Genomic DNA, 25,848 nt, shown 5'->3' with positions numbered 1-25,848 from the left:
CGGATACCTCACCCATCTCCGCTGTGAGTCGGAGAACCTAAGCTGTCCTTGAAATGCCCTTCCGGCTTCGCACTTCGCCCAGCCCTCATATTTCAGGCCTGAGCGAAGCTTCCGAATCGAATCAGTTCGGCGTGGCCCCATCCGGCAATTTCGCAATCACCTTGATCTCGAACTGAAAGCCATAGAGCCACGTCACGCCGATGCAGGTCAGCGTCGGGTGCGGCGCGTTGCCCCAGTATTCGGGCACGATCTTCCAGATCGTTTCGAAGTTCGATTCCGGATCGACGATGAAGGCCGTCACGTCGACCACGTCGTCGAAGGTGCACCCCGCGGCTTTGAGGATCGCGTTCAGGTTGTCGAACGCGCGCCGCACCTGCGCTTCCAGGTCGGGTTCGGGCGAGCCGTCTTCGCGGCTGCCGACCTGCCCCGACACGAACAGAAAACCATTGGATCGAACCGCCGGCGAATAGTGGTTGCGTTCATAGAGCGCCTGGCGCCCGGGTGGAAAAACGACGTCGCGTGAAGCCATGGGTTGCTTTCTTTCTGCAGTGAGTGATGACGATGCAGGGACTTTAGGAAGCCACGCGCCATCGATAAACGGGCCAAGCCAACAATCACTGTTTGCAGATCCCAAACAATCACGGCAAACGCCCCGCAGGAGCCTTCCCATGGACCGTTTCGATGCAATGCAGGCCTTCAGCCGCGTGGTGGAAGCCGGCAGCTTCACCAAGGCCGCCGACACGCTGCACATGAGCAAGACCACCGTGACGCAGCTGGTGCAGCAGCTCGAGGCCCGGCTGCGCGTGAAGCTGCTGAACCGCACCACGCGCAAGGTGAACGTCACGGCCGACGGCGCCGCGTACTACGAACGCGCGGTGCGGCTGCTGGCCGATCTGGACGATGCCGAGACCAGCCTGTCGAGCGCGTCCGCCCTGCCCCGCGGCCGTCTGCGCGTCGACGTGCCCAGCCCGCTGGCCCGCATGATCCTGGTGCCCGCGCTGCCGGTTTTTCATGCGCGCTACCCCGACATCCAGCTCGACATGGGCGTGAGCGACCGCGTGGTGGATGTGATCGGCGAGAACGTCGATTGCGTCGTGCGTGGCGGTGAACTCGCCGACCCGTCGCTCATGGCGCGCCGCGTGGGCGACCTGCAGCTCGGGGTCTACGCGGCGCCGGGCTACCTGGAAGGGGCCGGCACGCCCGCGCATCCGCGCGAGCTGGAAAACACGCACCACCGCATCGTCGGCTTCCTGTGGTCGCGCAACGGCAAGACCTTTCCGTACGCCATGCGCCGTGAAAGCGAACGCATCAGCGTGCGAGGCCGCTACGTGTTCTCGGTCGACGACGGCAACGCGTACCTCGCGGCCGGGCTGGCGGGCCTGGGCATCGTCTGGATGCCGGATTACATGGCCGCGCCGCACCGGGCGCGCGGCGAACTGGTGCCTCTGTTCGAAGACTGGCAGCTCGATCCGATGCCCCTGTACGTGGCCTTCGCGCCGAACCGGCACGTGAGCGCCAAGCTGCGCGCGTTCATCGAGTGGGTCGCAGGGCTCATGGCGCAGCATGCGCCGGTCATCGTGCGCCCCGGCCCGCCCTCCTCCTGAGCCGTTTTCAGCCAGCCACCTTGCCCCAGGCTTCGTACAAGTCTTCATCGCCCTCGTCGCGCACCGGCAGCGAATGCAGCTTCATCTCACGCTGCTCCGGCGGCCGTGCGATCTCGACATAGCCGCGCGCGGCCGACAGGTCGAAAGGCTCGCCGTCCTCGTTCGAGTAGGCGTAGAAAACTTCCTTCACGCCCGCGAGGTACATCGCCGTCAGGCACATCGAGCACGGGTAGCCGCTGGCGTACACCGTGCAGCCCGACAGGTCGGTGCTCTTCAGCGCCTTCGCGGCGGCACGCACGGCCTGCATCTCGGCGTGGGCCGAGGGGTCGCACAGGGCGTCCACCTCGTTGACGGCGGTGGCAATCACCTGCCCGTCGCGCGCGATCACCGCGCCGAAGGGCCAGGTCTTGCGCTCGCGGATGTTGCCCATGGCGAGGCGGATGGAGTCGAGCAGGTACGCGCCTGCGTTCGGGTCATGGGGTGTGGTCATTCAGTAAAAGCTCCCGCGGTCAGCTGCCGCGATAGGTGGAAAAAAACCAGGGCGCACACAGCATCGGCACGTGGTAGTGCTGCGTGGCGTCGGCGATGGCGAAGCGCACGGGCACCACGTCGGACAGCGCGTCGGCCGCCTTGAAGTGGTCCCCGACATGGAACTGCAGTTCAAACTGCCCGGTGCGCGCCGAGGCCCCGGGCAGCATGGGCGCGTCGGTGCGGCCGTCGGCGTTGGTGCGCGTGCTGTTCAGGCGCGTCGGCGGCGCGGTCGCCACGTCGTAGAGGTCGACCTTCATCCCGACGAGCGGGCGGCCGGTGGTGATGTCGAGCACATGGGTCGTGATGCCGGTCATGAGAAGAAACTCCTTGCAGACGATGGGTGCGAACGGGGCCTGCTGCTTCAGCTCCCGCGCGAATAGGTGTAGCTCCACGGGCCGAACTGGATCGGGAGGTGGATGCGCTCGGCCGCGTTGGCGACGCGGATGCGCACCGGCAGCTTCGAGAGGAACGGCGGCGTGGGCAGCCGCGACTGCTTGCGCGCGAAGTACTCGTCCACGTGCAGCAGCAGCTCGTAGTCGCCGGCGCGGTAGTTGTCGCCGATGAGCAGCGGCTCGTCGGAGCGCCCGTTGCCGTTCATGGTCACGGTGCGCAGCAGCTTGAAGCTGTCGCCCTCGCGCACCGAGAAATCGATGCGCAGACCGGTCGCTGCGCTACCGTGGAAGGTGTCGAGCGCGTGCACGGTCAGGCGCGGGCTCACGCCGTGCAGCACGATCGGGCCGCTCGCCTGCGCCGGGCCCGCGGGTGCGGCCGTTTGCGCAACAGCGCCGTGAGGTGCAAGGGCTGCGGCGCCGAGCGCGAGGCCCGACAGCGCGAAGCGGCGGCGTGCCGCAAGGGAAATGACGTTCTCAGGCATGGACCGATCCTTGAGAGAGGGACGCACCCAGCAGCGTGTCGATGCGCCCGCGGGTGATCAAACCGATCTGCGCCAGCGCCGCACGGCGCTCGGCCTCGGTCGACTCGGCGGCGCGGCTGCGCATCGCCTCGAAGATCTGGCCCTTGGTGCTGCGCCGCACCGCGATGATGAAAGGAAAGCCGTGCCGCTCGCGGTACACGCGGTTCAGCCGCTGGATCTCGGCCATCTCTTCGCGGCTCAGGGCGTTCAGGCCCGCACTGCCCTGCTCGCCGACCGACTCGGCGGTCATCGTGCCGTCCTGGGCTTCGCGGCCCGCCAGTTCGGGGTGGCCGCACAGGAAGGCGAGTTGCTGGGCATCGGGGGCGCGGCGCACCACATCGAGCATGGCGTCGTGCAAGGCGTCGATGCTGGCGAAAGGCCGCAGCGACCAGGCCGTGCGTGCGACCCAGGGCGAATTCTCGAAAGTCGGCCCGAGTGCGGCGACGAACGCGTCGCAGTCCATGGCGTTGAGCGCCTGGAGATCGAAACGATGGGCGTGGGAAGGCATGGAGCGCATCTCCTTGTATTCAGACAGACGGACGAAGGGGTGGGAAGAATCAGCGCGCGGGCGTCTTGTGCAGACGCGGCACGAACAGCAGGATCAGCACGGCGGCGCAGACTTCCACCGCCGCGACCACATACAGCCCCGGCGCGAGGCTGCCGGTGGCGGTCTTGATGAGGCCCAGCATCCACGGCGCGCCGAAGCCCGCGAGGTTGGCGATCGAGTTGATCAGCGCCACGCCGCCGGCGGCTGCGGTGCCGGCCAGGAAGCGGTTGGGCATCTGCCAGAACACGGGGATCGCGCTCATGGTGCCGACGATGGCGAGCGTCAGGCCGGCCAGCACGAGGCCCGGGCTCTGGCGCAGGAACAGCGCGACCACCAGCAATGCCCCCGAACCGAGCGCAGCGGCCAGCGCGCAGTGGTAGCGCGACTCCTGGTGGCGGTCGGAGTGGAAGCCGTTCCAGATCATCCCGGCCGCGCCGCACAGGTAGGCGCCGGCCATGATCCAGCCGATGGTCAGCGGGTTGGTGAAACCGATCTCCTTGACCAGCGTCGGGCCGTAGAAGGTCAGCGACGAGTTCGCCGCGATGATGCAGAAGAAGATCAGGATCAGCAGCCAGAACTTGCCGTTCTTCAGCGAGGCCAGCATGCTGTGCTCGCGATGGCCCAGCGCCTTGCGGTCGCGCTCCAGGTCGTCGTGCACCAGCTGGCGTTCACGCGCCGTGAGCCAGTGGGCCTGCTCGGGCCGGTCGGTCAGGTAGAAATACGTGGCGATGCCCGCCAGCACCGAGGGAATGCCCTCGAGCAGCAGCACCCACTGCCAGCCGGCCCAGTCGTTCACACCGTGCATGTTGTTCATGATGAAGCCGGCCAGCGGCCCGCCGATCACGCCCGCGAAGGCCGAGGCCGACATGAACATGCCGAAGGCCTTGGCACGGCGGCCGTCCGGGAACCAGTAGGTCAGGTAAAGAATGATGCCGGGGTAGAAGCCCGCTTCGAACACGCCCAGCAGAAAGCGCAGCAGGTAGAATATCTCGGTGCTCTTCACGAACATCGTGGCGATCGAGGTCAGGCCCCAGCCGATGGTGATGCGCATGATGGTCTTCTTGGCGCCGATCTTCTGCAGCAGCAGGTTGCTCGGCACCTCGAAGAAGAAGTAGCCCAGGAAGAAGATCCCCGCGCCCAGCCCGTACGACGCCTCGCTCCACTTCAGATCGTCGAGCATCGTCAGCTTGATGAAGCCGATGTTGACCCGGTCGATCCAGGCCAGCACCCAGAGCAGCATCAAAAAGGGAATCAGGCGAAAGATGATCTTCCGGTAGATGCCGTCCAGTTCCGCCGTGGCGGTGTGTTCCCGGATCGGCGCCAGCGTGGCGTCCATGCTCATGGTTGTCTCCATTTTGGGTGTGGACGGGAGCGCCACCTGGAACCTTCTGTGGGTCCGCTTGCGGCTGCCATTCCCGTTGGTGGCGAACTGTAGGCAGATATCGCCGGGCTGGATCACGCTCTCTAGAATGTGCGACATAACGGTTTGCCATGATGGTCTTGCCGCCGGCACCGCCCCCAGAGGCCATTTTTCTCCGCCCTGCCGCCATGTCACGCTCCCACGCCCCGATAGACACCTACCTGCTGCGCGTGCTCGTCGCCCTGGTGGCCGAACGCAGCGTCTCGCGCGTCGCGGTGCGCATGAACCAGACCCAGCCCGCCATCAGCACCGCCCTGCGCCGGCTGCGCGAGGTGTTTGCCGACCCCATCCTCGTGCGCGAGCGCAGCGGCATGGTGCCGACCGAGCGGGCGCTGCAGCTGCGCGACCGCGCACGCGGCGCATTGCTCGAAATCGACCGCATGCTCTCGGGGCCGGAACAGTTCGAGCCCGCCTCCAGCGCGATGACCTTCCACCTCGCGCTGCCCGACTACCTGGCGATGAGCTTCCTGGCCGACGTGACCACGCGGTTCCGCGCCGAGGCACCGCATGCGCGGCTGGTGGTGCACCCGCTGAGCGTCACCTACGACTACGAGCGCGCGCTGGCCCAGGGCGAGCTCGACATCGTCATCGGCAACTGGCCGCAGCCGCCCGACCGGCTGCACCTGTCGCTGCTGCTCGAAGACGACCTCATGTGCCTCATGGGCAAGAACAACCCGCTCGCCGCCAAGGGCGCCATGACGATGGAGCGCTACATCGCGGCGCGCCACGTGGTGCCCACGCCCTATGCGGCGTCGCAGCGCGGCGTGGTCGAAACGCACCTGGCCACGCTGCGCCAGACGCGCGAGGCCTGCATTGCCGTGCCCTACTTCACCGTGGCGCCGCACCTGCTGGTGGGCACCGACCTGGTGTTCACCACCGCGCGCCATTTCGCGATGCAGTTCGTGCACACGCTGCCGCTGGTGGCGGTGCCCGCGCCGCAGGGCTTTCCGCGCATGCGCTTCTACCAGCTGTGGCACGACCGCTCGCAGCACGAGCCGGCGCACCGCTGGCTGCGCGGCATCCTGGCGGCGGTGGCGTCGGGGTTGGCGCGGCCGGATGCGGCAGCTGCGGACGCGCAGGCCGCCTAGGCTCTTTTCTTGTCGGGCCGCTGCCCGCCCATCTGCGTTTCCATCAACCGACGAAGAATCTCCAGCGCCGGCGCCTCGGTGCGCTGACGCAAGGTCACCAGCCCGAAGCGCGCCGTGCCGCGCATCGGCGGCTCCATCCGCAATTCGACCAGGTCGGGCGCCGACTCGTGCACCGCGAGCAGCACCGTGTCGCTCTGGCGCACCACGTCGGCGATGCTGGGCAGCTCCTCGCACTGCAGGGTCACGCAGTTGGCAGGATGGGCCTGCGGGCCGTAGGTCTCGACCAGGCCGCGGGCCACCTCGTCGCTCAGCGGCGTCGAGGCGATCGGATAGCGCTGCACGGCCTCGAAACTCACGCCTTTGCGCAGCCGTGTGAGCGGATGGCCGCGGCGGCACAGGAAGGCGCCGCGCAGTTCGTACACGTGGGTCAGCGCCAGATCGGGCGCAGGCTTGAGCGCACGCGCATCGACCACCAGCGCATCGAGGCTGCGCTCGCGCAGCGCCTGCGCCAGCAGGTCGGTGCTGCCACGCGCGATCTCCGTGCGCACGGCCGGATGGTGCTTCGCCATGTGCAGCAGAAAGGGCGTCATCAGCAGCGCGCCCGGCCCGGAGCCCAGCCCGATGCGGACCGTGCCGCCCTCGCCTTCTCGCATCTGTCGGCCGCGGTCGCGCAGCGCCTCGGCCTCCGACACCAGCAGCCGCGCGCGCTCCAGCACCTCGCGCCCGAAGGCCGTGAGCTCGTTGCGCCGGCCGATGCGGTCGAACAGCGGCATGCCCAGCTCGTCCTCGAGCGCGCGCACGCTGCGGCTGAGCGCGGGCTGCGTGAGGTGCAGGGCTTCGGCCGACTTGCTGAACGAGCCCGTGTGGGCCAGCGAAATCAGGTGCCTCAGTTGAACCAGCGTCATGGCGAAAGCCTCGTTATTTCGAATGCATTGGACTCATGCTAATGCAGACAACAATGCATTGGACGTTCGACAGGCTCGCTCCTAGCATCCCCTTGCATCCGGCCACACGAGCCGGCTTCCCACGAAGGAGACATGATTTGACGACCTCGTTCTTCCGTTCCGCGCTCTGCCTCGCCTGCGGGCTGATGCTGGCCGCGGGCCCCGCCAGCGCCGACAGCTTTCCCACCAAGCCCGTGAACCTGATGGTTCCCTACCCGGCCGGCGGTCCCTCGGACGCCACCGCGCGCATCTTCACCGTGCCGCTGGGCAAGGCGCTGGGCCAGCAGGTGATCGTGGAGAACCTGGGCGGCGTGAGCGGCGCCATGGCCGCGCAGAAGGTGCTGGCCGCGCCGGCCGACGGCTACTACATCTTCCAGGGCTCGCCCAACGAGATCATCCTGTCGCCGCTGGCCAATGCGGCCGTCAAGCTCAAGGCCGAAGACTTCCGCATGGTCCACCCCGTCGCCGAGGCCGTGATGGTCTTCGTCGCCCGCAAGGACCTGCCGGCCAACAGCGTCGACGAGCTCATCGCGCTGGCGCGCAAGTCGGCCGACAAGCCGCTGTCGTACGGCAGCGTGGGCATCGGCTCGCTCTACCACCTGATCCTCGAGAAGGTGCAGCTGGACACCGGCGTGAAGCTCATGCATGCGCCCTACAAGGGCAACGCACCGCTGCTGCAGGACATCGGCGGCGGCCAGGTCGACTTTGCCGTGCTGGTGTACAGCGCCGCCATGGGCGCGCTGGCCGAACAGGGCCGGCTGAAGATCCTCGGCCAGCTCGGCGGGCAGCGCTCGGAGCTGCTGAAGAACGTGCCCACGGCCAGCGAAGGCAAGGAGCTGAAGAACGTCAACTACAAGACCTGGAGCGGATTCTTCGTGCGCAAGAACACACCCGAAGACGTGGTGCAGAAGCTGCACCAGGCCATCGGCGCGGCGCTGAAGGAAACCAGCGTGCGCGAGCAGCTCGCGGCGCAGACGCAGCAGGCCTCGCCATCGACCACGCTGGCCGAGTCCGCGAAGTTCTACGAGGCCGAAACCGCGCGCTACCGCGACATCGCCAAGTCCATCCGACTGGAACCCCAATGAGCACCACCACCGCCCTCCTGAACGACCTGCACGCCAGCGCCGACACCTTCATCGGCATCCGCCGCGACATCCACCAGCACCCCGAACTCGGCTTCGACGAGCACCGCACCTCGGCGCTGGTGGCCGAGAAACTCGAAGCCTGGGGCTACACCGTCGAGCGCCACGTCGGTGGCACCGGCGTGGTGGGCCGGCTGGTGCGCGGCAACGGCACGCGCCGCCTCGGCCTGCGCGCCGACATGGACGCCCTGCCCATCGACGAAGCCACCGGCCTGGCCTACGCCAGCGCGCACACCGGGGTGATGCACGCCTGCGGCCACGACGGCCACACGGCGATGTTGCTGGCGGCGGCCCAGCACCTGGCCGAACGCGGGCGCTTCGACGGCACGCTGAACCTGATCTTCCAGCCCGCCGAAGAAGGCGGCGGCGGCGCGGTGCGCATGATCGACGACGGCCTGTTCGAGCGCTACCCCTGCGACGCCATCTTCGCGATGCACAACATGCCCGGCATGGCGCAGGGCCGGCTGGCCATGCGCGAAGGGCCGGCCATGGCCTCGTCCGACTACGCCACGATCACCCTCACCGGCGTGGGCGGCCACGGCGCCATGCCGCACCGCGCGGCCGACCCGATCGTGGCCGCGGCCAGCATCGTGATGGCGCTGCAGAGCGTGGTCTCGCGCAACATCGACCCGCTGCAGATGGCCGTGGTGACGGTGGGCGCCATCCACGCGGGCAAGGCCAACAACGTGATCCCGCAGAGCGCTGTGCTCGAGTTGAGCGTGCGCGCCCTCGACCGCGACGTGCGCAAGAAAATCGAAACCCGCGTCAAGGCGCTGGTGGCCGCGCAGGCCGAAAGCTTCGGCGTGCAGGCGCAGATCGACTGGCGGCCCGGCTACGCGGTGCTGGTCAACACGCCCGAAGAAACCGCCTTCGCGCGCACCGTGGCCGAAGAACTCGTGGGCCCGGCGCAGGTCACCTGGCAGACACCGCCGCTGTCGGGCAGCGAAGACTTCGCCTTCATGCTGGAGCGCGTGCCCGGTTGCTACCTGCTCATCGGCAATGGCGACGGCGACGCGCACGGCGCCTGCATGGTCCACAACCCCGGCTACGACTTCAACGACAGCAATGTCGCGGTGGGCGGCGCCTACTGGGTGCTGCTGACCGAGCGTTTCCTGCGCGCGGCGAGCTGAAGCGCACGTTCAAGCAGACTGCCGCGCGAGCCATTCGCGCGGCGACACACCCACCTTCTGCGCGAACAGGCGCGACAGCGCGGAGGCATTCGCGTAGCCGAGGCGGTCGGCAATCGTCTTGACCGACGCGCCCGTGCGCAGCTCGGCCTGCGCGATGGTCAGGCGCCACTGCGCGAGGTAGTCCGCCGGCGTTGCGCCCACCACCGACTTGAAGCGCGCCGCGAACGCGCTGCGCGACATGCCGGCTTCCGCGGCCATCTGCTCGAGGGGCCACGGCTCGCCCGGCCGTTCGTGCAGCGCGACCAGCACGCGCGCCAGTTGCGGATCGCTCAGCCCCGTCAACAAACCGGCGGGCACGCCGCTCTCCTGCGGATGGTCGAGCAGCCAGCGCAGCAGCTGGATCAGCACCACCTCGAACAGCCGGTCGGCCAGCAGCCGGTGCCCGCACAGCACACGCCCGGTTTCCGCGAACAGCAACGCCAGTGCCGCTTCGAGGCCGTCGACCGCATGCAGCGGCAGCAGCACCAGCGGCGGCAAGGCACGCACCAGCGGGTGTGCCTCGCCGCCGTCGAAATCGACCGTGGCGCAGACGAAATCCGATCCTTCCGTGGGCGCGTTGTGGAAGTCGTGCGCCAGCGGGCGCGGGTAGAACAGCAGGCTGGGCTCCTTCACGACCAGCTTGCGCGGCACGCCGGCCGAGCGCACCGACGGCGCCGAGTGCGTGACCACCATTTCGCCGCGCCGCATCACATGCAGGAAGCTGCGCCCCTCCTTCGCCGCGAAGTGCGTCACGCCGCACAGCGGCCCCGTGTGGAACAGGTGGGCCCGGACACGGAAGCGCTCGAGCAGGGACGAGAGCCTGTCGATGGGCGGAGGAGTCCGTACCGACATTGGACGAAAAGGTATGTTTAATGTATGAAAGCGTTCAAATCATACGGATTCCGGGAAGACACTGCATCCATCGTCATCACTGGAAGGAAGTCTTCATGCCCCGCGTCAACCTCGTCACGGACACCGCCGCCACCGGCGACGCCCAAGCCCTGCTCTCCCAGATCCACGGTGCCTTCGGCGCCACGCCGAACATGTTCCGCGCCGTCGCCAACTCGCCCGCGGCGCTGCGCAGCCTGTGGGGATCGTTCGGCGCGCTCGGCGGCGGTGTCATTCCGGCGCAGCTCGGCGAACAGATCGCCGTGGCCATCGCCGACCGCAACGCTTGCCACTACTGCCTGGCAGCGCACACCGCGCTGGGCCGCAAGGCGGGCGTGTCGGCCGCCGACATGGCGGCTGCGCAGGCCGGCGAATCGGCGGACCCGCGCACAGCAGCGGCGCTGCGCTTTGCGCTCAAGCTGGTCGATGCACGCGGACAGATCGACGACGCCGACGTACAGGCCCTGCGTGCCGTGGGCTTCGACGACCGGCACATCGTCGAGATCCTCGCGCACGTCGCCCTGAACCTGTTCACCAACTACGTGAACGTGGCCTTCCAGGTGCCGGTGGATTTCCCGCAGGTGAAGCTGCGCACCGAGGTCGCCTGACATGGCCTGGCCGCTCCCCGAGGCGCCCGAGCTGCAGGTCGCCCAATGGCTCAACACCGACGCACCCGTCACGCTCGCGTCGCTGCGGGGCCGGGTCGTGGTGCTGCACGCGTTCCAGATGCTGTGTCCGGCCTGCGTGTCGCACGGCCTGCCGCAGGCGAAGAAGACGCGGCAGCTGTTCGCCGAAAAAGATGTCGCGGTGATCGGCCTGCACTCGGTATTCGAGCACCACGACGTCATGACGCCTGCTGCGCTCGACGCCTTCGTGCGCGAGTACCGCCTGGGCTTTCCGATCGGCATCGACCAGCCCTCGCCCACCGGCGGCATCCCCGCCACGATGCGCGACTACCAATGGCAGGGCACGCCGAGCACGGTGCTGATCGACCGGCAGGGCCGCCTGCGCATGAGCCACTTCGGATTGATCGACGACATGGCGCTGGGCGCCGCGATCGGGCAGCTCGCGGCTGAAGACGTTCCCGCGCATCTCATCGCGCAGCCTGCGGACGACGTGCCGCAAGATGGTGCGTGCAACGACAACGGCTGCCCCGCATGACAACACCGACCGCCCTGCCCATCGACGCGCTGCTGGTCGGCCCCGTCGCGCTGCTGCCTGACGGCCGTTCGCGCAGCGGCATCCGCAAGACAGCCTCTGCCGACGCGCTGTGGCTGTCGCCCACCGGCCTGCAAGGCGATGCGCAGGCCGACCTGCGCGTCCACGGCGGTGTCGAGAAGGCCGTGCACCACTACCCCCGCGAGCACTACGCGAGCTGGGCATCGGCGAGCCACCCAAGCGAGTTGCTGACGCACGCAGGCGCCTTCGGCGAGAACATTTCGACCACCGGCTGGGATGAATCAACCGTGTGCATCGGTGACGTGGTCCAGCTCGGCGATGCACGCGTGCAGGTGTCACAAGGCCGGCAACCGTGCTGGAAGCTCGACGCGCACTTCGGCATGCCCGGCATGGCGCGCGAGATGCAGGCGCGCGGTTGCACGGGCTGGTACTACCGCGTGCTCGAACCCGGCTGGGTGCGGGCCGGCGCGATGGCCACGCGCGTGGAACGACCGCATCCCGAGTGGCCGCTGTCGCGCCTCATCGCGCTGCTGTTCTCGCGCGACGCGCGCTTCGTACCCGAATGGGAGCAGGCCGCCGCCCTGCCCGCGCTGGCCGAGCGCTGGCGCGTCACGTTCCGCAAGCGGCTGGATGCGGGGCGCGTCGAAGACTGGGAGCCGCGGCTGCGGGCACCCGCGCCCGATACCTGAGCGCCTCAGTCGTCCAGCGTTTCCACGCGCAGTGCGATCACCGGGCCGGCCACGACCGGGCTGACCTGCAACGCATGCAGCACAAGATCGACCGCACCCTGCAACGCGGACTCGGTGATCACCAGCACCTGCGGCGGCGCATCGGCGGGCCCGCTCGCCAGCACCAGTTGCCGCACCGGCAGCCGCTGAGCAGCCAGCAGCTCGGCCACGGCGGCGATGTCGGTCGCCGTCTGCACCGGCACCCGCAGGTAATGCGCGCTGCGCACGGCCGCACGCGGCAGCACCGGCAGTTCGCGCACCGCATGCGCGTGGAAGCCGGTGTGCGGCACGCGCTGGCCGGCGTGGGTGCCGTCCAGTCGCGCCACGTCGACGAGGTCGGCGATCACGGCCGAGGCGGTCTGCTCCGAGCCGGCGCCCGCGCCGTAGTACATCGTGATGCCCGCCGCGTCGGCCTTGACCATGATGCCGTTCATCGAGCCGTTGACCTGCGCGAGCAGGTGCGTCGCCGGCACCAGCGCGGGCTGCACGCGCAGCTCCACGCCTTCTTCACGTCGGCGAGCCACGCCCAGCAGCTTGACGCGAAAGCCCAGCTGTTCGGCGCTGGCCACGTCGAGGCGCTGCAGCGCGGTGATGCCTTCGACCTGCGCGTCGGCAAAGCGCACCGGCATGCCGAAGGCGTTGGCGGCCAGCAGCGCGGTCTTGTGGGCGGCGTCGACGCCCTCGATGTCGAAGGCCGGGTCGGCCTCGGCATAGCCCAGCGCCTGGGCCTGCGCGAGCGCGTCGGCGAAGTCCAGGCCCTCGTCGCGCATCTTGCTCAGGATGAAGTTGGTGGTGCCGTTGACGATGCCCGCCACCCATTCGACGCGGTTGGCCGTGAGGCCCTCGCGCAGCGCCTTCACGATGGGGATGCTCACCGCCACCGCGCCCTCGTACATCACGGCCACGCCGTGTGCGCTGGCGGCGGCGAAGATCTCGGGGCCGTGTACGGCCAGCAGCGCCTTGTTGGCCGTGACCACGTGCTTGCCGTGCGCAATGGCCGCCAGCACCCAGTCGCGCGCCGGGCCGGTGCCGCCGGCCACCTCGACCACCACATCGACATCGGGGTCGGTGGCGACCTGCATCGGGTCGACCGTGAGCGCGACGCCCTCGCCCACGATGCCCTGGGCCCGCGCGAGGTTGCGTGCCGCCACCACCGTCACCTCGATGCCGCGCCCGGCGCGGGCGGCAATGAGGTCCTGGTTGCGGGCCAGCACGCGGAAGGTGCCCGAGCCCACGGTCCCAATGCCGATCATGCCGACGCGCAAGGGGCGAATGGCCGCGCCGTGGCTGGGCTGGGGCAGGAAGGACGAGACGGGATCGCGGTACATGGGCTTCTCCAAACAACGAACGAACAGGACAAAAACAAAAAAACCCAGCTGCCAGCTGGGTTTCGTTCATTCGGGAGAAGAGACACCAGGTGGCTGCCGGAGCGGCCACCCTGCGCGAGCTAGGGGGCCGCGGCGGTCATGGTGGTAATCATTCGTGCATTCACTGCGTCGCTCGTTCGCACGCAAGCGGCGAACGGCATCGTGCGGCCGATAACGGCGGCGCTGGATGCTGCAACAGGGGAAAGTGAAAGGCACGACATGAGCCGGCGAGTGTACACGCGGTGCTTGCGGCACGCCCCGATCCGGGCAAACTAGGGCATGGACAAGCATTTCCTGACCCCCCTGTTCGCCCCCACGTCGATCGCGGCCTTCGTCGGCGAGCCCAGCGATCCGGGCGGCCAGACCGCCCTGGGCCATACGCTGCGCGAAGCCTTCCGCGCCGACCGCTTCGACGGCACGCTGCGCTTCATCGACATCCGCACGCAGGGCACGCTCGAAGAGCTGGCGCAGACGCATGCCGACCTGGCGCTGATCGCGTTGGCGCCGCGCGACGTGGCCGCCGCGCTCGAAATCGCGGGCCGCATCGGCTGCAAGGCCGCGGTGGTCATCTCCACCGGCATCGCCGCCGATCAGGCCGCGCAGTGGCGCAAGATCGCGCGCCGCGAAGGCGTGCACCTGCTGGGCCCGAACTCGCTGGGCTTTCAGCGCCCACCGCTGCACCTGAATGCCAGCGTGGCCGGCCCGCTCGCGCGCACCGGGCCGCTGGCGCTGGTCTCGCAATCGGGTGCGCTCACGGCGTCGATGCTCGACTGGGCGCGGCAGAACGGCGTGGGCTTCTCGAGCGTGGTCTCGCTCGGGCCGCACACCTCGGTCGACATTCCGCAGGTGCTCGACTTCCTGGCCAACGACGCCGCCACGCACAGCATCATCGTGTACCTCGAAGGCATCGCCGACGCGCGCCGCTTCATGAGCGCGCTGCGCTCGGCCTCGCATGCCAAGCCGGTGGTGGTGCTCAAGGCGGGCCGCAAGCCGGCCGGCAACGAGGCTGCGCAGACGCACAGCGCCGCCATCGTGGGCAGCGACGACGTGTTCGACGCCGCCTTGCGCCGCGCGGGCGCGGTGCGGGTGCGCTCCTTTGTCGAACTGTTCTCGGCCGCCAAGTGCCTGGCCTCGCGCTACCGGCCGGTGGGCAAGCGACTGGCCGTGGTCACCAACGGCGGCGGCCCCGGCGTGCTCGCGGCCGACTGGATCAACGAGATCGGGCTCGACCTCGGCCGCCTCTCGGCGCCCGCGCAGAAGCTGCTGCAGCCCTCGCTGCCCGCGCTCGCGTCGCTCACCGACCTCATCGACCTCTCGGAAGACGCCACGCCCGCGCACTTCCGCGCGGCCATCGACACGGCCTCGGCCGACAGCCAGATCGACGGCGTGCTCGCCATCTTCTCGCCCAAGGCCGGCGTCGACGCCGCCGCCACGGCGCGCGCGCTGGCCGACATTCCGCGCCCCATGCCCAAGCCGCTGCTGTCATGCTGGATGGGCGATGCGTCGGTCGGCAATGCGCGGGCGGTGCTGGCCGAGGCCACCATCCCGAGCTTTCGCACGCCCGAGGCGGCCGTGGGCGCCTTCGGCAACATCGCGGCCTTCTATCAGAACCAGCAACTGCTGCAGCAGACGCCGCCGCCGCTCTCGGCGCTGGCCAAGCCCGACATCGACGGTGCGCGCCTGCTCATCGAGAGCGTGCTGGCCGAGCGGCGCAAGGTGCTGACCGAGATGGAGTCGAAGTCGCTGCTGTCGTGCTTCCACATTCCGATCACGCGCACCTTGCTGGCGCGCAGCGCCAACGAGGCCATGATGATCGCCACGCAGCTGGGCTTTCCGGTGGCGCTGAAGATCGACTCGCCCGACATCTCGCACAAGTCCGACGTCGAGGGCGTGGCGCTGAACGTGATGAACGGCACCAGCGCGCGCGACACCTACCTGGAGATGATGGAGCGCGTAGCGCAGCTCGCGCCCGACGCCCGCATCAACGGCGTGACCGTGCAGAAGATGGTGCGCGCGCGGCGCGGGCGCGAGATTTACGTCGGCCTCGTGACCGACCAGCCCTTCGGCCCGGTGATCGTCTTCGGCGCGGGCGGCACCATGATCGAGCTCATGAACGACCGCGCGATGGAGCTGCCGCCGCTCAACCAGTTTCTGGCACGCCACCTCATCGAGCGCTCGCGCGTGGCCGAGACGCTGGGCGAATGGCGCGGCGCCAACGCGGTGAACATGGAGGCCCTCGAGGACGTGCTGCTGCGCGTCTCCGAAATGGTGTGCGAGCTGCCCGAGCTGCGCGAGATGGACATCAACCCCATCATCGTGGACGAGCATGGCGCGGTGTCGGTCGATGCGCGCATCGTGGTCGACAGCAGCACGCAGGCGGTGGCGGGCCCCGCGGGCAACGGCTACCAGCACCTGGCCATCATGCCGTACCCCGCGCGCTACCGGCGCGAATGGCCGCTGCCCGGTGGCGGCGCGTACGTCGTGCGGCCGGTGCACCCGAACGACGCGCAGATGCTGCAGGCGCTGGTGCAGGGCCTGTCGCCCGAAAGCCGCTGGTTCCGCTTTGTCTCGCGCTTCCACGAGCTGCCGCCGTCGATGCTGTCGCGCTTCACCCTGATCGACTACGACCGCGAGATGGCGCTGGTCGCCACCATCATGGAACGCAGCACCGCGCCCGACGGCACCGTGCTCGACACCGAGCGCATCGTGGGCGTGTCGCGCTACATCACCAACCCCGACCAGACCAGCTGCGAGTTCTCGCTCGTGGTGGCCGACGAGTTCAGCGGCAAGGGCATCGGCTCGCGCCTGATGGAAAGCATCATCGACGTGGCGCGCGACCGCGGCCTTTCCGAAATGGACGGGCTGGTGCTGGCCGGCAACCCCGACATGCTCAAGCTGGTGCGCCGGCTGGGCTTCACGGTGAAGTCGTTCCCCGAAGACCCGGACTTCAAGCTCGTGACCTACCCGCTGTAGCCCGTCGGTGGGCGGCTGCAACTCGACGAGAATCGGCCGCCCTCCACCTCCGCGTTTCTTCATGCTCCGAATCCTCTTGCGCTCCCTCGGCCGTCTGCTGGTGAGCTTCGCCGTGCTGTTGTCCGCCGCCTGGGCCTGCGCGGCCCTCTGGTACCAGCTGCCCGTGGCGACGCCGCTCAAGGTCGGTGCGATGGTGCTGTGGGGCCTCTTCGGCCTGGCGGCGATCGTGCTCGTGTGGCGCGGCAAGGCGGCCCGCCCGCTGCTGTCGTACGCCATCGGCTTCGCCATGCTGCTCGGCTGGTGGAACACCATCCAGCCCTCGCAGAACCGCGAATGGGCCGACGACGTGGCCCGCCACCTGAAGCCGCGTGTCGAAGGCAACGTGGTCACGATGGAGAACGTGCGCAATTTCGACTGGCGCAGCGACACCGACTACACCGTGCACTGGGACACGCGCCGCTACGACCTCGACCGCCTGCGCTCGGTCGACGTGTCGCTGTCGTACTGGACCGGCCCGGCCATCGCGCACACGCTGGTGTCCTTCGGCTTCGACGATGGTCAGTTCGTCACCTTCTCCATCGAGATCCGCAAGGAACGCGGCGAAAGCTTCTCGTCCATCGGCGGCTTCTTCAAGCAGTTCGAGAACAGCCTCGTGGCCGCCGACGAGCACGACATCCTGCGCGTGCGCACCAACGTGCGCGGCGAAGACGTCTACATGTACCGCGTGCAGCTGCCGCAGGCCGAGATGCGCTCGCTGTTCCTCGGCTACGTGGGCGAGGCCAACGCGCTGGCGCGCGCGCCGAGCTTCTACAACACGCTCACGGCCAACTGCACCACCATCGTCTACAGCCTCGCCAAGCACGTCGTGCCCGGCCTGCCGATGGACTACCGCCTGCTGGCCTCGGGCTACCTGCCCGAGTACCTGCACGACGTCGGCGGCCTGACGCCGGGGCTGAGCATGGACGCGCTGCGCAGCGCCGGCCGCATCACCGACCGGGCCATTGCCACGGACCAGCAGCCCGGTGTGAACTTCTCGCAGGCGATCCGCCACGGCCTGCCGGGCGCTGCGCCATGAGGCGCGTCGGCTTCTCTGCACTGCTGCTGACGCTGTCGCTGCTCACCGGCTGCGCCGGCGTCACGGTCGGCACCATCTCGCCGGCCGAGTACCTCGCGCAGCGGCGCGGCGACGTGCTCACCACGGGCACGCTCAGCAGCTCGGCGCAAGAGGTGCTGCGCGTCATCGGCTCCGATGCCGACCAGTGCCGCAAGGACGGCCGCGCCTGTCGCCAGAACCTCGCCACGTCGGCCGGCCTGAGCGACGAGCAGCGGCTGTCGGCGCTGTCCGAGGTGTGGCTGCAGCTCGCGCTGGCGGGCGGCGACGGCGGCTCGGCCGCGCAGCCCACCGCGCCCGAGGCCATCGACGCCTGGCTCGAGACCGCGCGCCATGCCTACGCCTACCTGTTCTTCACCGCACGCAAGCCGCGCGACCGCGCCTTCGAAGACCGCCAGACGCAGGTGCGCGACTACTACAACTACGCGGTGCAGCGCGCCATCACCGGCCTGTTCGGCCGCTACCGCAAGGGCGGCGTGCCCCGCGCCACCATCCCGCAGGTGGGCGACTGGCGCATCGACGCCGACCTGTCGGCACTGCAGCTCGCGCCCGACGCCACCTTGCCGCAGGAGCTGATTCCCGCCGCCTCGCTGACCTTCTCGGGCCTGCGCAACATCTACCGCCGCGACGGTTTCGGCGCCGAGCTGGTGGCCGCGGGTAGCGATCGCCCGACCGATGCCCAGGCCGAGGAAGACGCGCCGCCCTTCAGCGAAACGCCCTTCCCTGCCCTCACCGCGCTGCTGCGGTTCGATGGCACCACCCTGCAGGACGTGCTGGCCACGCGCACGCTGCGCATCGCCGTGTTCGACCCCTACCGCACCAGCACGATCAACCTGGCCGGCGAAGAGATTCCGCTGGCCGCCAACTTCACCTCGGGCTACGGCCTGTGGCTGGCCCGCTCCGACTTCGCGCTGCAGGCGCTGCGCAGCCTGTTCGGCGGCGCCGAAGGCCTGACCCGGCCGCACATCTACCTGATGCAGCCCTACGACCCGAAGCGGCGCACCATCGTCATGCTGCACGGCCTGGCCAGCAGCCCCGAGGCCTGGATCAACGTCGCGAACGAAGTGCTCGGCGACGAAACGCTGCGCCGCCGCTACCAGATCTGGCAGGTGTACTACCCGACCAACGCGCCGCTGCCGCTGAACAACCTCGCCATCCGCGAAGCCATCACGCAGACGCTGGCGCACTTCGATCCGCAGGGCCGCGCCGAGGCCTCGCGCAACGTCACGCTCATTGGCCACAGCATGGGCGGCGTGCTCTCGCGCCTGCTGGTGTCGTCGTCGGGTGATGTGCTGTGGGACGCGCTGCGCGAGGGCTACCCCATGCCGGCCGCCCAGCGCCGCCGCATCGAGGAAGGGCTGGGGCCTTACTTGCGCTTCGAGCCGCTGCCCCAGGTCAGCGACGCCATCTTCATCGCGTCACCGCATCGCGGCACCTCGTTCGCCAACAAGCGTATCTCGCGCTGGGTGGCCAACCTCATCACCCTGCCGGTGGCGATGCTGGGCCAGCTCAACGACCTCTCGCGCGAGCTGATGCGCGTGGCGCCCAGTTCGCAGGACCTGGGCCCACTGCGCATTCCCAACAGCATCGACAACCTCAGCGACCGCGATGCGTTCGTGCGCCTGTCCTCCGGGCTGCCACTGAGCCCGAAGGTGCGCTACCACTCGATCATCGGCAACGACACGCCGGGCGTGGCGCAGGCCGAATCGAGCGACGGCATCGTGCCCTACACCAGCGCGCACCTCGACGGCGCGGTGTCGGAGCTGGTGATTCCGTCGGCGCACAGCGTGCAGGAGAACCCGCTGGCGATTCTGGAGATCCGGCGGATTCTGCGGGAGCAGTTGGCGCGGCCCGTCGCTGCAACTGCGAGGCCTTGAGCGCGCGCCGCGTGGTCAATCAGTCGTGGAGCCACCGCGCAAAGGCGTCCAACAGACAGGTCAGCGCCCCGCAGCCCGCCTTGGCGGGGTCCTAGCGCGTGTTTCTTGCCTTGGCGGCGCGCCGCCCGCGCGCCTGCTTCAGCAAGTCCATGAAGAGCGTCGTCTTCTCGGGGAATCGCGTGAGGCCTTCCTCGAAGACGGCTTCCGCAGTTTCCAATTCACCCAGCCGCATGAGGCATTCGCCTCGTGAAAAGAAAGCCGCCTCACCATCGGGATTCACGCGCAGCGACTGCTCGAAATCGCCCAGCGCCTCGCGGAAATTTCCGAGCTCCATGTGTGTAAACGCACGGTTATCGATGGCTTCGAAGAACGGCGGAAACAGATCGATTGCCGCGCTGTATTCGGCGATGCCCTCATGCCTCTGTCCCTTCTCGCAGAGCTCGTTCGCGCGCAAATAGTGCACTTTGGCCTGGTGGATGATCTCTTTTGCGTCTTTCCCAGTCGTTTCGAGATACCTCGGAAAATTCGTCAGCTTCAGGTATTCGAGGAAGCCGACCAGCTCGCCCTCGACGGGTGGCCGGTTCCCGATCAGGGTCCAGCCTTCTTCGCCGAAGCTGCCCGCGTCGATGGGCGCATGCCATATCAGCACCTCGGCATGGGCGATGGATTCAAGGGTGGGCTGCTTTGCCATTGGCTTGTAGTTCAGGCAATGGGCGGCCGCCGATCCATCCGGCCACTGATCGACCTCGAGGATCTTCACGGCCCGCCAACCTTGTCCGTCGCGCGTCGCGATCAGATCGCCTGGCTTCACTCTCAGCCGCTGCGTTGTTGGTGCCTCTGTCCGGGCCGTGTCGGGCGGACCGGATTCATGAGTCGCAGCGCCTGTGAGACGTGCAGCCAGCCGCTGAATGAGTCGGGTGAGCATGGTGAGGCGTTTTGAGGGTAAGCGACGGTGGCCGACAGGAGCCATTGACTCTAGCTGCTGTTCGTGTGGCGAGATGCTGGATCAGCCTCAATCCACGACGACCTCGAAGCCTCAGACGCGTATTGCTTCACGCAAACGCCCCGCACGCATGTCCGGCACCGCCGCCATCAACGCCTGGGTGTAGGTGTGCTTCGGCGCATCGAGCACCTCGCCCGCGCTCCCTTGCTCCACCAAGCGCCCGCGCTGCATCACGCCCACGTCGTCGCACATGTGGCGGATCACCGCGAGGTTGTGGCTGATCAGCAGGTAGGTCAGGCCGAACTCGTCCTGCAGGTCGCGCATGAGGTTCAGCACCTGGGCCTGTACCGACACGTCGAGCGACGAGGTCGGCTCGTCGCAGACGATGAACTCGGGTTGGCTGGCGAGTGCCCGCGCGATGGCGATGCGCTGGCGCTGGCCGCCCGAGAACTGGTGCGGGTAGCGCCGGCCGTCGTCGGGCGACATGCGCACGCGGCGCAACGCCTCGGCCACGCGCTCGGCGGTTTCCTCGGCGCTGGCGGCCAGGCCCAGCACTTCCACCGGCTCGGCGATCAGCCGGTCGACGCGCCAGCGCGGGTTGAGGCTGGCGTACGGGTCCTGGAAGATCATCTGGAAGCGCCGGCGCAGCGCGGCCGTCTCCGCGGCGTCGCCCCAGCGGTCGATGCCGTCGAAATGCACCGTGCCGGCCGTGGGCCGCGTGAGGCCGGCGATCATGCGCGCCACGGTCGACTTGCCCGAGCCCGACTCACCGACCAGCCCGAAGGTGCGACCGCGCGCGATCTCGAAGCTCACGCCGTCGACCGCGTGCAGCACCTTCTTCGGTTGGCGTGCGAGCGTGCGGACCAGCCAGCCCGCCGAGAGATCGAACGCGCGCGACAGACCCTGCACGCGGATCAGCGGCGTAGTGTCGGCCGGTGCCGTCGCTGTCTCGACCTGCGCGGGCGGCAAGGCAGCAACCACGGCGATGTCCGCGCCGATCTCCGGCACCGGCAAGCGATGCAACCGCGCGTGCACCGAAGGAATCGCCGCCATCAATGCCCGCGTGTACGGCTCGCGCGGGCGGTCCAAAATTTCGCGCACCGGGCCGGTCTCCAGCACGCGCCCCCGGTACATCACCATCACGCGGTCGGCCGCCTCGGCGATCACGCCCATGTCGTGCGTGATCAACATCGCGGCCGTGCCGCGCTCGCGGCAGACGCGCCGGAACACGCGGATCACCTGCGCCTGCACCGACACGTCGAGCGCGGTGGTGGGCTCGTCGGCAATCAGCAGCTGCGGCTCGGCGCACAGCGCGAGCGCAATCGCGACGCGCTGGCGCATGCCGCCCGAGAACTGGTGCGGGTACTGGTCGATGCGGCTTTCGGGGTCGGGAATCTCGACGTCGGCCAGCAGCGCCAATGCACGCCGCCGCGCCTCCTGCTCGCTCACGGGCAGGTGTGTACGGATGGTTTCGATGAGGTGCCGGCCGATCGGGTAGACCGGGTTCAGGCTGGTCAGCGGGTCCTGGAACACGCTGCCGATGCGGCGCCCGCGCACACGGCGCATGTCTTCGCCGCGCAGCGTGTCGATGCGCTCGCCGTGCAGCTCGACCGTGCCGCCCGCGATGCGTCCCGGTGGCGGCACCAGGCCGATGACGGCCGCACCGACCATCGACTTGCCCGCCCCCGACTCGCCGACCACGCCGAGAATTTCGCCCGGCGCGATCTCGAACGAGACACCGTCGAGCACCTGCATCGTGCCCCGGTGTGTGTCGAAGGCCACGTCCAGGCCGCGCACGCGCAGCACGGGCGTTTCGCGATCAGGTTCTGGCGATGGGTCGCGCGCGCTCATTGCAGCCTCGGGTTCAACGCGTCGCGCAGCCAGTCGCCCGCGAGGTTGACCGAGAGCGCCAGCGCCAGCAGCACCAGCGCCGGAAACAGCAGGATCCACCACTCGCCCGAGAACAGGAAGCCCTGCCCGATGCGGATCAGCGTGCCCAGCGACGGCTGCGTGGGTGGCAGCCCCACGCCCAGGTACGACAGCGTCGACTCCGCCACGATGGCCAGCGCAAAGCTGATGGTGGCAATCACCGGTACCGGCGCCAGCAGGTTCGGCAGGATGTGCCGCACCAGGATGCCGGTGTGCGAGCGGCCGATGATCTGCGCGGCGGCCACGTAGTCCTTGTGCTTTTCGAGCATCACCGCGCCGCGCACCGTGCGCGCGTACTGCACCCATTCCGACAGCCCGATGGCCGCCACGATCACGTACACCGCCATGTCGTCGCGGTAGCCCTCGGGCAACAGACCGCGCGCGATGCCGAAGATCAGCAGCGCCACCAGCAGCACCGGAAAGGTCAGCTGCACATCGGCCACGCGCATCACGAGCGTGTCGAACCAGCCGCCCGCATAGCCCGCCGCGAGCCCGAGCGGCACGCCGATGGCCAGCGACAGCCCCACCGCGCTCACGCCCACCAGCAGCGACATGCGCAGCCCGTAGAGGATGGCCGAGAACACGTCGCGCCCCTGGTCGTCGGCGCCCAGCGGATAGAAGGCGCCCGAATCGCCCTGCTGCCCCGGCGGGGTGAAGGCGTCGATCAGGTCGAGCACGGCCGGATCGAAGGGATCTTGCCGCGCGATCCACGGTGCGAACAGCGAGGCCAGGGCAACCAGCAGCAGCACGAAGGCGGCCAGCTGCACGGTGCGCGAGCGTGCAAACGCGCGCAGCACGGGCGACTCGGCGTTGCGCCAGCGGCGCGACGCGGGGGCGCCGGTCGGGGAAGAAGACGTCATTCGGGAAAGAGGGAAAAAGATTCAGGCACGCCGCAGGCGCGGATCGACCAGCACATACAGCAGGTCGACGATGAAATTGATCGCCACGTACAGCAGCGCAATCAGCAGCAGGTAGGCCGCCACCACCGGCACGTCCACCCCCTGGATCGACGTGATGAACAGCAGGCCCACGCCCGGCCACTGGAACACCGTCTCGGTGACGATGGCAAAGGCCACCAGCGAGCCGATCTGCAGCCCGGTGATGGTGATGACCGGGATCAGCGTGTTGCGCAGCGCATGGCCGTAGTTCAGGTCGCGCTCGCGCAGCCCGCGCGCGCGGCCGAAGCGGATGTAGTCGGCACGCAGCACCTCCAGCATCTCGGCGCGCACCAGCCGCATGATCAGCGTCAGCTTGTACAGGCCCAGCGTCAGCGCGGGCATCAGCAGCGAGGCCCAGCCCGAGGCCGTGAGCAGCCCGGTGCTCCAGCCGCCCAGCTGCACCGTGTCGCCGCGCCCGAACGACGGCAGCCAGCGCAGCTCGACCGCGAACAGGTAGATGAGCCCGATGCCGATCAGGAAGGTGGGCAGCGACACGCCGACCAGCGACACCGCCATGACCGCGCGGCTCGCCACGCTGTCACGCCGGATTGCCGTGTACACGCCCAGCGCCACGCCGCCCGCCACCGCCAACACAGCCGCCACCAGCGCCAATTCGAGCGTGGCCGGCAACCGCTCGGCGATGAGTTCGACCACCGGCCGCTTGAGCCGGTACGACACGCCCAGGTCGCCCTGCACTGCGTGGCCCACGTAGCGCAGGTACTGCACGGGCACCGGGCGGTCGAAGCCCAGCTCGGCCGTCAGCGTGGCGCGTTCTTCCAGCGTGGCGTCTTCGCCGAGCAGGCTGATGGTCGGGTCGCCGATGTGGCGGAACACCAGGAAGGACACGAACGACACCGCCAGCAGCACCAGCACGGACTGGCCGAGCCGGCGCAAGAGATGAACCCACATGGCCGACGCTTTAGGGCCTGGCCACTTTCACGTTCTTGAAGAACACGCTGCCGTCGGGGCTCACCGGAATGTCCAGTTTCGGCGTCGAGGCGAAGTTGAGCACCTGGTCGTGCAGCGCGATGTAGATGCGCTCCTTCTGCACGGTCTGCCAGATGCTCTTGATGGTGGCGTCGCGCTTGGCCGTGTCGCTCTCGGCGGCCAACGATGCGATCTGCGCGTCGACCTCGGCGTTGCTGTAGCCGGTGGCGTTGGTCGGGCCGCGGCCGTCCTTTCCGCGCGTGTGCACCAGGTAATCGAAGATGTAGGCCGAGTCGTAGGTCGGCACGCCCCAGCCGAACAGGTAGAAGTCGGTGTCGGCCGAGTTGATGGCGGTGCTGTGCAGCGCAATCGGGCGCGCCGCCACCGTGGTCTTGATGCCGATGCGCCCGAGAAAGCCCGACACCGCCGTGCTGATGGCCTCGTCGTTCACGTAGCGGTCGTTCGGCGTGTGCAACGTGATCGCAAAGCCGTTCGGGTAGCCGGCCTCGGCCAGCAGCTTCTTCGCCTGCGCCGCATTGGCCTTCGGGTAGGCCGCAAAGCCCTTCTCGTAGCCGTGCACGAACGGCGGCGCAATGATCCCCGAGGGGTTCGACAGCCCGCGCATCACCGCCGCCTTGATCGCGTCGCGGTCGATGGCCAGGCCGATGGCTTCGCGCACCTTCGGGTCGGCCAACGGGTTCTTGCCCTTCACGTCGGCGTACTTGAGCTCTTTCGCGCCCACGTTCAGGCCGAGAAAGATCGAGCGGTTCTCGGGCCCTTCGGTCACGCGCAGGCGCTTGTCGGCCTTGAGCCGGCCCACGTCCTGCGCCGGAAGGTCTTGCACAAAATCGACCTCGCCCGACAGCAGCGCGGCCACGCGCGTGGCGGGCGACTTGATCGGCAGGTAGACCAGCTCGGTCACGTCCAGCGGAAACTGGCCGCGGCCCCAGTACTGCGGAAACTGCTTGAGCACCGTGCGCGCATCGACCTCGCGCGAGGCCAGCACGTAGGGGCCCGTTCCGTTCTCGTTGCGGGTGGCGAAGTTCTCGGTCTTGCTTGCCACGTCCTGCGACTGCTCGGCCTTGTTGGCCTTGGCCCACGCCTCGTTGAGGATGAAGAGGTTCGTGAGGTTGTTCGGGAAGATCAGGTTCGGGCCCTTGGTCTTGACCTGCACCGTGAGCGGATCGATCTTCGTCACCTCGGCCACCGACGACAGCAGCGACTTCAGCGCCGACGTGGGCGCCTGCGCCCGCTTGAGCGAGAACACCACGTCATCGGCCGTGAGCAGCGCGCCGTCATGGAACTTGACGCCGGGGCGCAGCTTGAACTCCCACACCGTCGGGTCGGCCGTGAGCTTCCACGAGGTGGCCAACGCGGGCTGCAGCTTGCTGTCGGCGCCACGCAGGATCAGCGGCTCGTAGATCTGGTGCAGCAACCCGAAGTTGGTGCCCGTGTTGACCGCGTGCGGGTCGAGCGTGGCGGGGTCGGCGCTGCGTGCCCATCGCACGGTTTCGGCGGTGGCGACGGACGCCTGCAGCAGGCCGGCGGCCAGCAGAGCCGCGGTCAGGAGTGGTCGGAACATGGAATCCCTCGGGTGTTCTTGTGAAGTTGAAACAGGCAGATGGCCGCT

24 protein-coding genes are annotated in these 25,848 nt (G+C 68.6%); 10 read left to right on the top strand and 14 right to left on the bottom strand.

Features of this window, described 5'->3' with window-relative positions; genetic code table 11:
- Positions 1-121 precede the first annotated feature (121 nt).
- Positions 122-529, bottom strand: a complete 408-nt coding sequence (locus tag IG196_RS14320) for a RidA family protein (protein ID WP_192196669.1) — start codon at positions 527-529, stop codon at positions 122-124.
- Positions 530-668: 139 nt separating this feature from the next.
- Between IG196_RS14320 and IG196_RS14315 the strand changes: the two genes are divergently transcribed.
- Entirely contained in the window at positions 669-1,604 is a 936-nt protein-coding gene (locus IG196_RS14315) for a LysR family transcriptional regulator (RefSeq protein ID WP_192196668.1), read from the top strand.
- Between the two features lie 7 nt (positions 1,605-1,611).
- On the opposite strand, the gene IG196_RS14310 is transcribed toward IG196_RS14315, so the two are convergent.
- The 5 genes from IG196_RS14310 to IG196_RS14290 are packed head-to-tail and all read right to left on the bottom strand — an operon-like array spanning position 1,612 to position 4,937.
- Positions 1,612-2,094, bottom strand: coding sequence for a nucleoside deaminase (locus tag IG196_RS14310; protein ID WP_192196667.1), 483 nt, complete (start codon positions 2,092-2,094; stop codon positions 1,612-1,614).
- 19 nt (positions 2,095-2,113) lie between these two features.
- Complete coding sequence (gene uraH / locus IG196_RS14305) at positions 2,114-2,449, bottom strand: hydroxyisourate hydrolase (protein WP_192196666.1); 336 nt, start codon at positions 2,447-2,449, stop codon at positions 2,114-2,116.
- A gap of 47 nt (positions 2,450-2,496) precedes the next feature.
- Positions 2,497-3,009: a hydroxyisourate hydrolase gene (locus IG196_RS14300; protein ID WP_192196665.1), complete on the bottom strand. Its 513-nt coding sequence runs from the start codon at positions 3,007-3,009 to the stop codon at positions 2,497-2,499.
- Complete coding sequence (gene uraD / locus IG196_RS14295) at positions 3,002-3,556, bottom strand: 2-oxo-4-hydroxy-4-carboxy-5-ureidoimidazoline decarboxylase (protein ID WP_192196664.1); 555 nt, start codon at positions 3,554-3,556, stop codon at positions 3,002-3,004. Before uraD ends, IG196_RS14300 begins: the two co-directional genes overlap by 8 nt.
- 49 nt (positions 3,557-3,605) lie before the next feature.
- Positions 3,606-4,937, bottom strand: a complete 1,332-nt coding sequence (locus IG196_RS14290; RefSeq protein ID WP_192196663.1) for an MFS transporter — start codon at positions 4,935-4,937, stop codon at positions 3,606-3,608.
- A gap of 206 nt (positions 4,938-5,143) precedes the next feature.
- Between IG196_RS14290 and IG196_RS14285 the strand changes: the two genes are divergently transcribed.
- Entirely contained in the window at positions 5,144-6,103 is a 960-nt protein-coding gene (locus IG196_RS14285) for a LysR family transcriptional regulator (RefSeq protein ID WP_192196662.1), read from the top strand.
- Here IG196_RS14285 and IG196_RS14280 read toward each other — a convergent pair.
- A complete protein-coding gene (locus IG196_RS14280; RefSeq protein WP_192196661.1) occupies positions 6,100-7,008 on the bottom strand; it encodes a LysR family transcriptional regulator in 909 nt (302 codons plus the stop codon). The genes IG196_RS14285 and IG196_RS14280 overlap by 4 nt on opposite strands.
- Positions 7,009-7,193: 185 nt before the next feature.
- On the opposite strand from IG196_RS14280, the gene IG196_RS14275 reads away from it, so the two are divergent.
- Both IG196_RS14275 and IG196_RS14270 read left to right on the top strand, forming a co-directional pair.
- A complete protein-coding gene (locus tag IG196_RS14275; RefSeq protein ID WP_192197014.1) occupies positions 7,194-8,132 on the top strand; it encodes a tripartite tricarboxylate transporter substrate binding protein in 939 nt (312 codons plus the stop codon).
- Positions 8,129-9,319, top strand: coding sequence for a M20 aminoacylase family protein (locus tag IG196_RS14270; protein ID WP_192196660.1), 1,191 nt, complete (start codon positions 8,129-8,131; stop codon positions 9,317-9,319). The genes IG196_RS14275 and IG196_RS14270 overlap by 4 nt, the downstream gene beginning before the upstream one ends.
- A gap of 9 nt (positions 9,320-9,328) precedes the next feature.
- Here IG196_RS14270 and IG196_RS14265 read toward each other — a convergent pair whose 3' ends face one another.
- Positions 9,329-10,210 (bottom strand): AraC family transcriptional regulator, encoded by an 882-nt coding sequence (locus IG196_RS14265; RefSeq protein WP_192196659.1) that lies wholly within the window; start codon positions 10,208-10,210, stop codon positions 9,329-9,331.
- Between the two features lie 95 nt (positions 10,211-10,305).
- Here IG196_RS14265 and IG196_RS14260 point away from each other — a divergent pair, with 95 nt between their 5' ends.
- Genes IG196_RS14260 through IG196_RS14250 form a run of 3 tightly spaced genes read left to right on the top strand, consistent with a single transcriptional unit; the run spans position 10,306 to position 12,114 of the window.
- Positions 10,306-10,854, top strand: a complete 549-nt coding sequence (locus IG196_RS14260; protein ID WP_192196658.1) for a carboxymuconolactone decarboxylase family protein — start codon at positions 10,306-10,308, stop codon at positions 10,852-10,854.
- 1 nt (position 10,855) lies between these two features.
- Complete coding sequence (locus tag IG196_RS14255; protein WP_192196657.1) at positions 10,856-11,407, top strand: redoxin family protein; 552 nt, start codon at positions 10,856-10,858, stop codon at positions 11,405-11,407.
- Positions 11,404-12,114, top strand: coding sequence for an MOSC domain-containing protein (locus tag IG196_RS14250; RefSeq protein WP_192196656.1), 711 nt, complete (start codon positions 11,404-11,406; stop codon positions 12,112-12,114). The genes IG196_RS14255 and IG196_RS14250 overlap by 4 nt, the downstream gene beginning before the upstream one ends.
- A 5-nt stretch (positions 12,115-12,119) precedes the next feature.
- On the opposite strand, the gene IG196_RS14245 is transcribed toward IG196_RS14250, so the two are convergent.
- The gene (locus tag IG196_RS14245; RefSeq protein WP_192196655.1) at positions 12,120-13,481 is read right to left on the bottom strand and encodes a homoserine dehydrogenase; all 1,362 of its coding nucleotides are present in this window, start codon (positions 13,479-13,481) and stop codon (positions 12,120-12,122) included.
- 318 nt (positions 13,482-13,799) lie between these two features.
- Here IG196_RS14245 and IG196_RS14240 point away from each other — a divergent pair, with 318 nt between their 5' ends.
- From IG196_RS14240 to IG196_RS14230, 3 genes are all read left to right on the top strand, one after another.
- Positions 13,800-16,493 (top strand): bifunctional acetate--CoA ligase family protein/GNAT family N-acetyltransferase, encoded by a 2,694-nt coding sequence (locus tag IG196_RS14240; protein ID WP_192196654.1) that lies wholly within the window; start codon positions 13,800-13,802, stop codon positions 16,491-16,493.
- A gap of 61 nt (positions 16,494-16,554) precedes the next feature.
- Entirely contained in the window at positions 16,555-17,568 is a 1,014-nt protein-coding gene (locus IG196_RS14235) for a DUF4105 domain-containing protein (RefSeq protein ID WP_192196653.1), read from the top strand.
- Positions 17,565-19,481: an esterase/lipase family protein gene (locus tag IG196_RS14230; RefSeq protein WP_192196652.1), complete on the top strand. Its 1,917-nt coding sequence runs from the start codon at positions 17,565-17,567 to the stop codon at positions 19,479-19,481. Before IG196_RS14235 ends, IG196_RS14230 begins: the two co-directional genes overlap by 4 nt.
- Positions 19,482-19,572: 91 nt before the next feature.
- Here IG196_RS14230 and IG196_RS14225 read toward each other — a convergent pair whose 3' ends face one another.
- The 5 genes from IG196_RS14225 to IG196_RS14205 form a co-directional block, all read right to left on the bottom strand.
- Complete coding sequence (locus IG196_RS14225; RefSeq protein ID WP_192196651.1) at positions 19,573-20,406, bottom strand: tetratricopeptide repeat protein; 834 nt, start codon at positions 20,404-20,406, stop codon at positions 19,573-19,575.
- Between the two features lie 111 nt (positions 20,407-20,517).
- The gene (locus IG196_RS14220) at positions 20,518-22,275 is read right to left on the bottom strand and encodes a dipeptide ABC transporter ATP-binding protein (protein WP_192196650.1); all 1,758 of its coding nucleotides are present in this window, start codon (positions 22,273-22,275) and stop codon (positions 20,518-20,520) included.
- Positions 22,272-23,213, bottom strand: coding sequence for an ABC transporter permease (locus IG196_RS14215; RefSeq protein WP_192196649.1), 942 nt, complete (start codon positions 23,211-23,213; stop codon positions 22,272-22,274). Before IG196_RS14215 ends, IG196_RS14220 begins: the two co-directional genes overlap by 4 nt.
- A gap of 21 nt (positions 23,214-23,234) precedes the next feature.
- A complete protein-coding gene (locus IG196_RS14210; RefSeq protein WP_192196648.1) occupies positions 23,235-24,200 on the bottom strand; it encodes an ABC transporter permease in 966 nt (321 codons plus the stop codon).
- Between the two features lie 10 nt (positions 24,201-24,210).
- Positions 24,211-25,800 carry an ABC transporter substrate-binding protein gene (locus tag IG196_RS14205; protein ID WP_192196647.1) on the bottom strand — a complete coding sequence of 530 codons (1,590 nt, stop codon included), beginning with the start codon at positions 25,798-25,800 and terminating at the stop codon, positions 24,211-24,213.
- Positions 25,801-25,848 lie beyond the last annotated feature (48 nt).

It is taken from the genome of Variovorax sp. 38R (assembly GCF_014843395.1).
In the GTDB taxonomy this organism is placed as follows: domain Bacteria; phylum Pseudomonadota; class Gammaproteobacteria; order Burkholderiales; family Burkholderiaceae_C; genus Variovorax; species Variovorax paradoxus_H.
The sequence above is the reverse complement of the archived record's forward strand: the minus strand, read 5'-3'. Positions and strand labels throughout refer to the sequence as shown.

Bases quoted from the DNA above. Each gene is read 5' to 3' on its own strand.
- IG196_RS14320 (WP_192196669.1), bottom strand. From the start codon at position 529: ATGGCTTCACGCGACGTCGTTTTTCCACCCGGGCGCCAGGCGCTCTAT.
- IG196_RS14315 (WP_192196668.1), top strand. From the start codon at position 669: ATGGACCGTTTCGATGCAATGCAGGCCTTCAGCCGCGTGGTGGAAGCC.
- IG196_RS14310 (WP_192196667.1), bottom strand. From the start codon at position 2,094: ATGACCACACCCCATGACCCGAACGCAGGCGCGTACCTGCTCGACTCC.
- uraH (WP_192196666.1), bottom strand. From the start codon at position 2,449: ATGACCGGCATCACGACCCATGTGCTCGACATCACCACCGGCCGCCCG.
- IG196_RS14300 (WP_192196665.1), bottom strand. From the start codon at position 3,009: ATGCCTGAGAACGTCATTTCCCTTGCGGCACGCCGCCGCTTCGCGCTG.
- uraD (WP_192196664.1), bottom strand. From the start codon at position 3,556: ATGCCTTCCCACGCCCATCGTTTCGATCTCCAGGCGCTCAACGCCATG.
- IG196_RS14290 (WP_192196663.1), bottom strand. From the start codon at position 4,937: ATGAGCATGGACGCCACGCTGGCGCCGATCCGGGAACACACCGCCACG.
- IG196_RS14285 (WP_192196662.1), top strand. From the start codon at position 5,144: ATGTCACGCTCCCACGCCCCGATAGACACCTACCTGCTGCGCGTGCTC.
- IG196_RS14280 (WP_192196661.1), bottom strand. From the start codon at position 7,008: ATGACGCTGGTTCAACTGAGGCACCTGATTTCGCTGGCCCACACGGGC.
- IG196_RS14275 (WP_192197014.1), top strand. From the start codon at position 7,194: ATGCTGGCCGCGGGCCCCGCCAGCGCCGACAGCTTTCCCACCAAGCCC.
- IG196_RS14270 (WP_192196660.1), top strand. From the start codon at position 8,129: ATGAGCACCACCACCGCCCTCCTGAACGACCTGCACGCCAGCGCCGAC.
- IG196_RS14265 (WP_192196659.1), bottom strand. From the start codon at position 10,210: ATGTCGGTACGGACTCCTCCGCCCATCGACAGGCTCTCGTCCCTGCTC.
- IG196_RS14260 (WP_192196658.1), top strand. From the start codon at position 10,306: ATGCCCCGCGTCAACCTCGTCACGGACACCGCCGCCACCGGCGACGCC.
- IG196_RS14255 (WP_192196657.1), top strand. From the start codon at position 10,856: ATGGCCTGGCCGCTCCCCGAGGCGCCCGAGCTGCAGGTCGCCCAATGG.
- IG196_RS14250 (WP_192196656.1), top strand. From the start codon at position 11,404: ATGACAACACCGACCGCCCTGCCCATCGACGCGCTGCTGGTCGGCCCC.
- IG196_RS14245 (WP_192196655.1), bottom strand. From the start codon at position 13,481: ATGTACCGCGATCCCGTCTCGTCCTTCCTGCCCCAGCCCAGCCACGGC.
- IG196_RS14240 (WP_192196654.1), top strand. From the start codon at position 13,800: ATGGACAAGCATTTCCTGACCCCCCTGTTCGCCCCCACGTCGATCGCG.
- IG196_RS14235 (WP_192196653.1), top strand. From the start codon at position 16,555: ATGCTCCGAATCCTCTTGCGCTCCCTCGGCCGTCTGCTGGTGAGCTTC.
- IG196_RS14230 (WP_192196652.1), top strand. From the start codon at position 17,565: ATGAGGCGCGTCGGCTTCTCTGCACTGCTGCTGACGCTGTCGCTGCTC.
- IG196_RS14225 (WP_192196651.1), bottom strand. From the start codon at position 20,406: ATGCTCACCCGACTCATTCAGCGGCTGGCTGCACGTCTCACAGGCGCT.
- IG196_RS14220 (WP_192196650.1), bottom strand. From the start codon at position 22,275: ATGAGCGCGCGCGACCCATCGCCAGAACCTGATCGCGAAACGCCCGTG.
- IG196_RS14215 (WP_192196649.1), bottom strand. From the start codon at position 23,213: ATGACGTCTTCTTCCCCGACCGGCGCCCCCGCGTCGCGCCGCTGGCGC.
- IG196_RS14210 (WP_192196648.1), bottom strand. From the start codon at position 24,200: ATGTGGGTTCATCTCTTGCGCCGGCTCGGCCAGTCCGTGCTGGTGCTG.
- IG196_RS14205 (WP_192196647.1), bottom strand. From the start codon at position 25,800: ATGTTCCGACCACTCCTGACCGCGGCTCTGCTGGCCGCCGGCCTGCTG.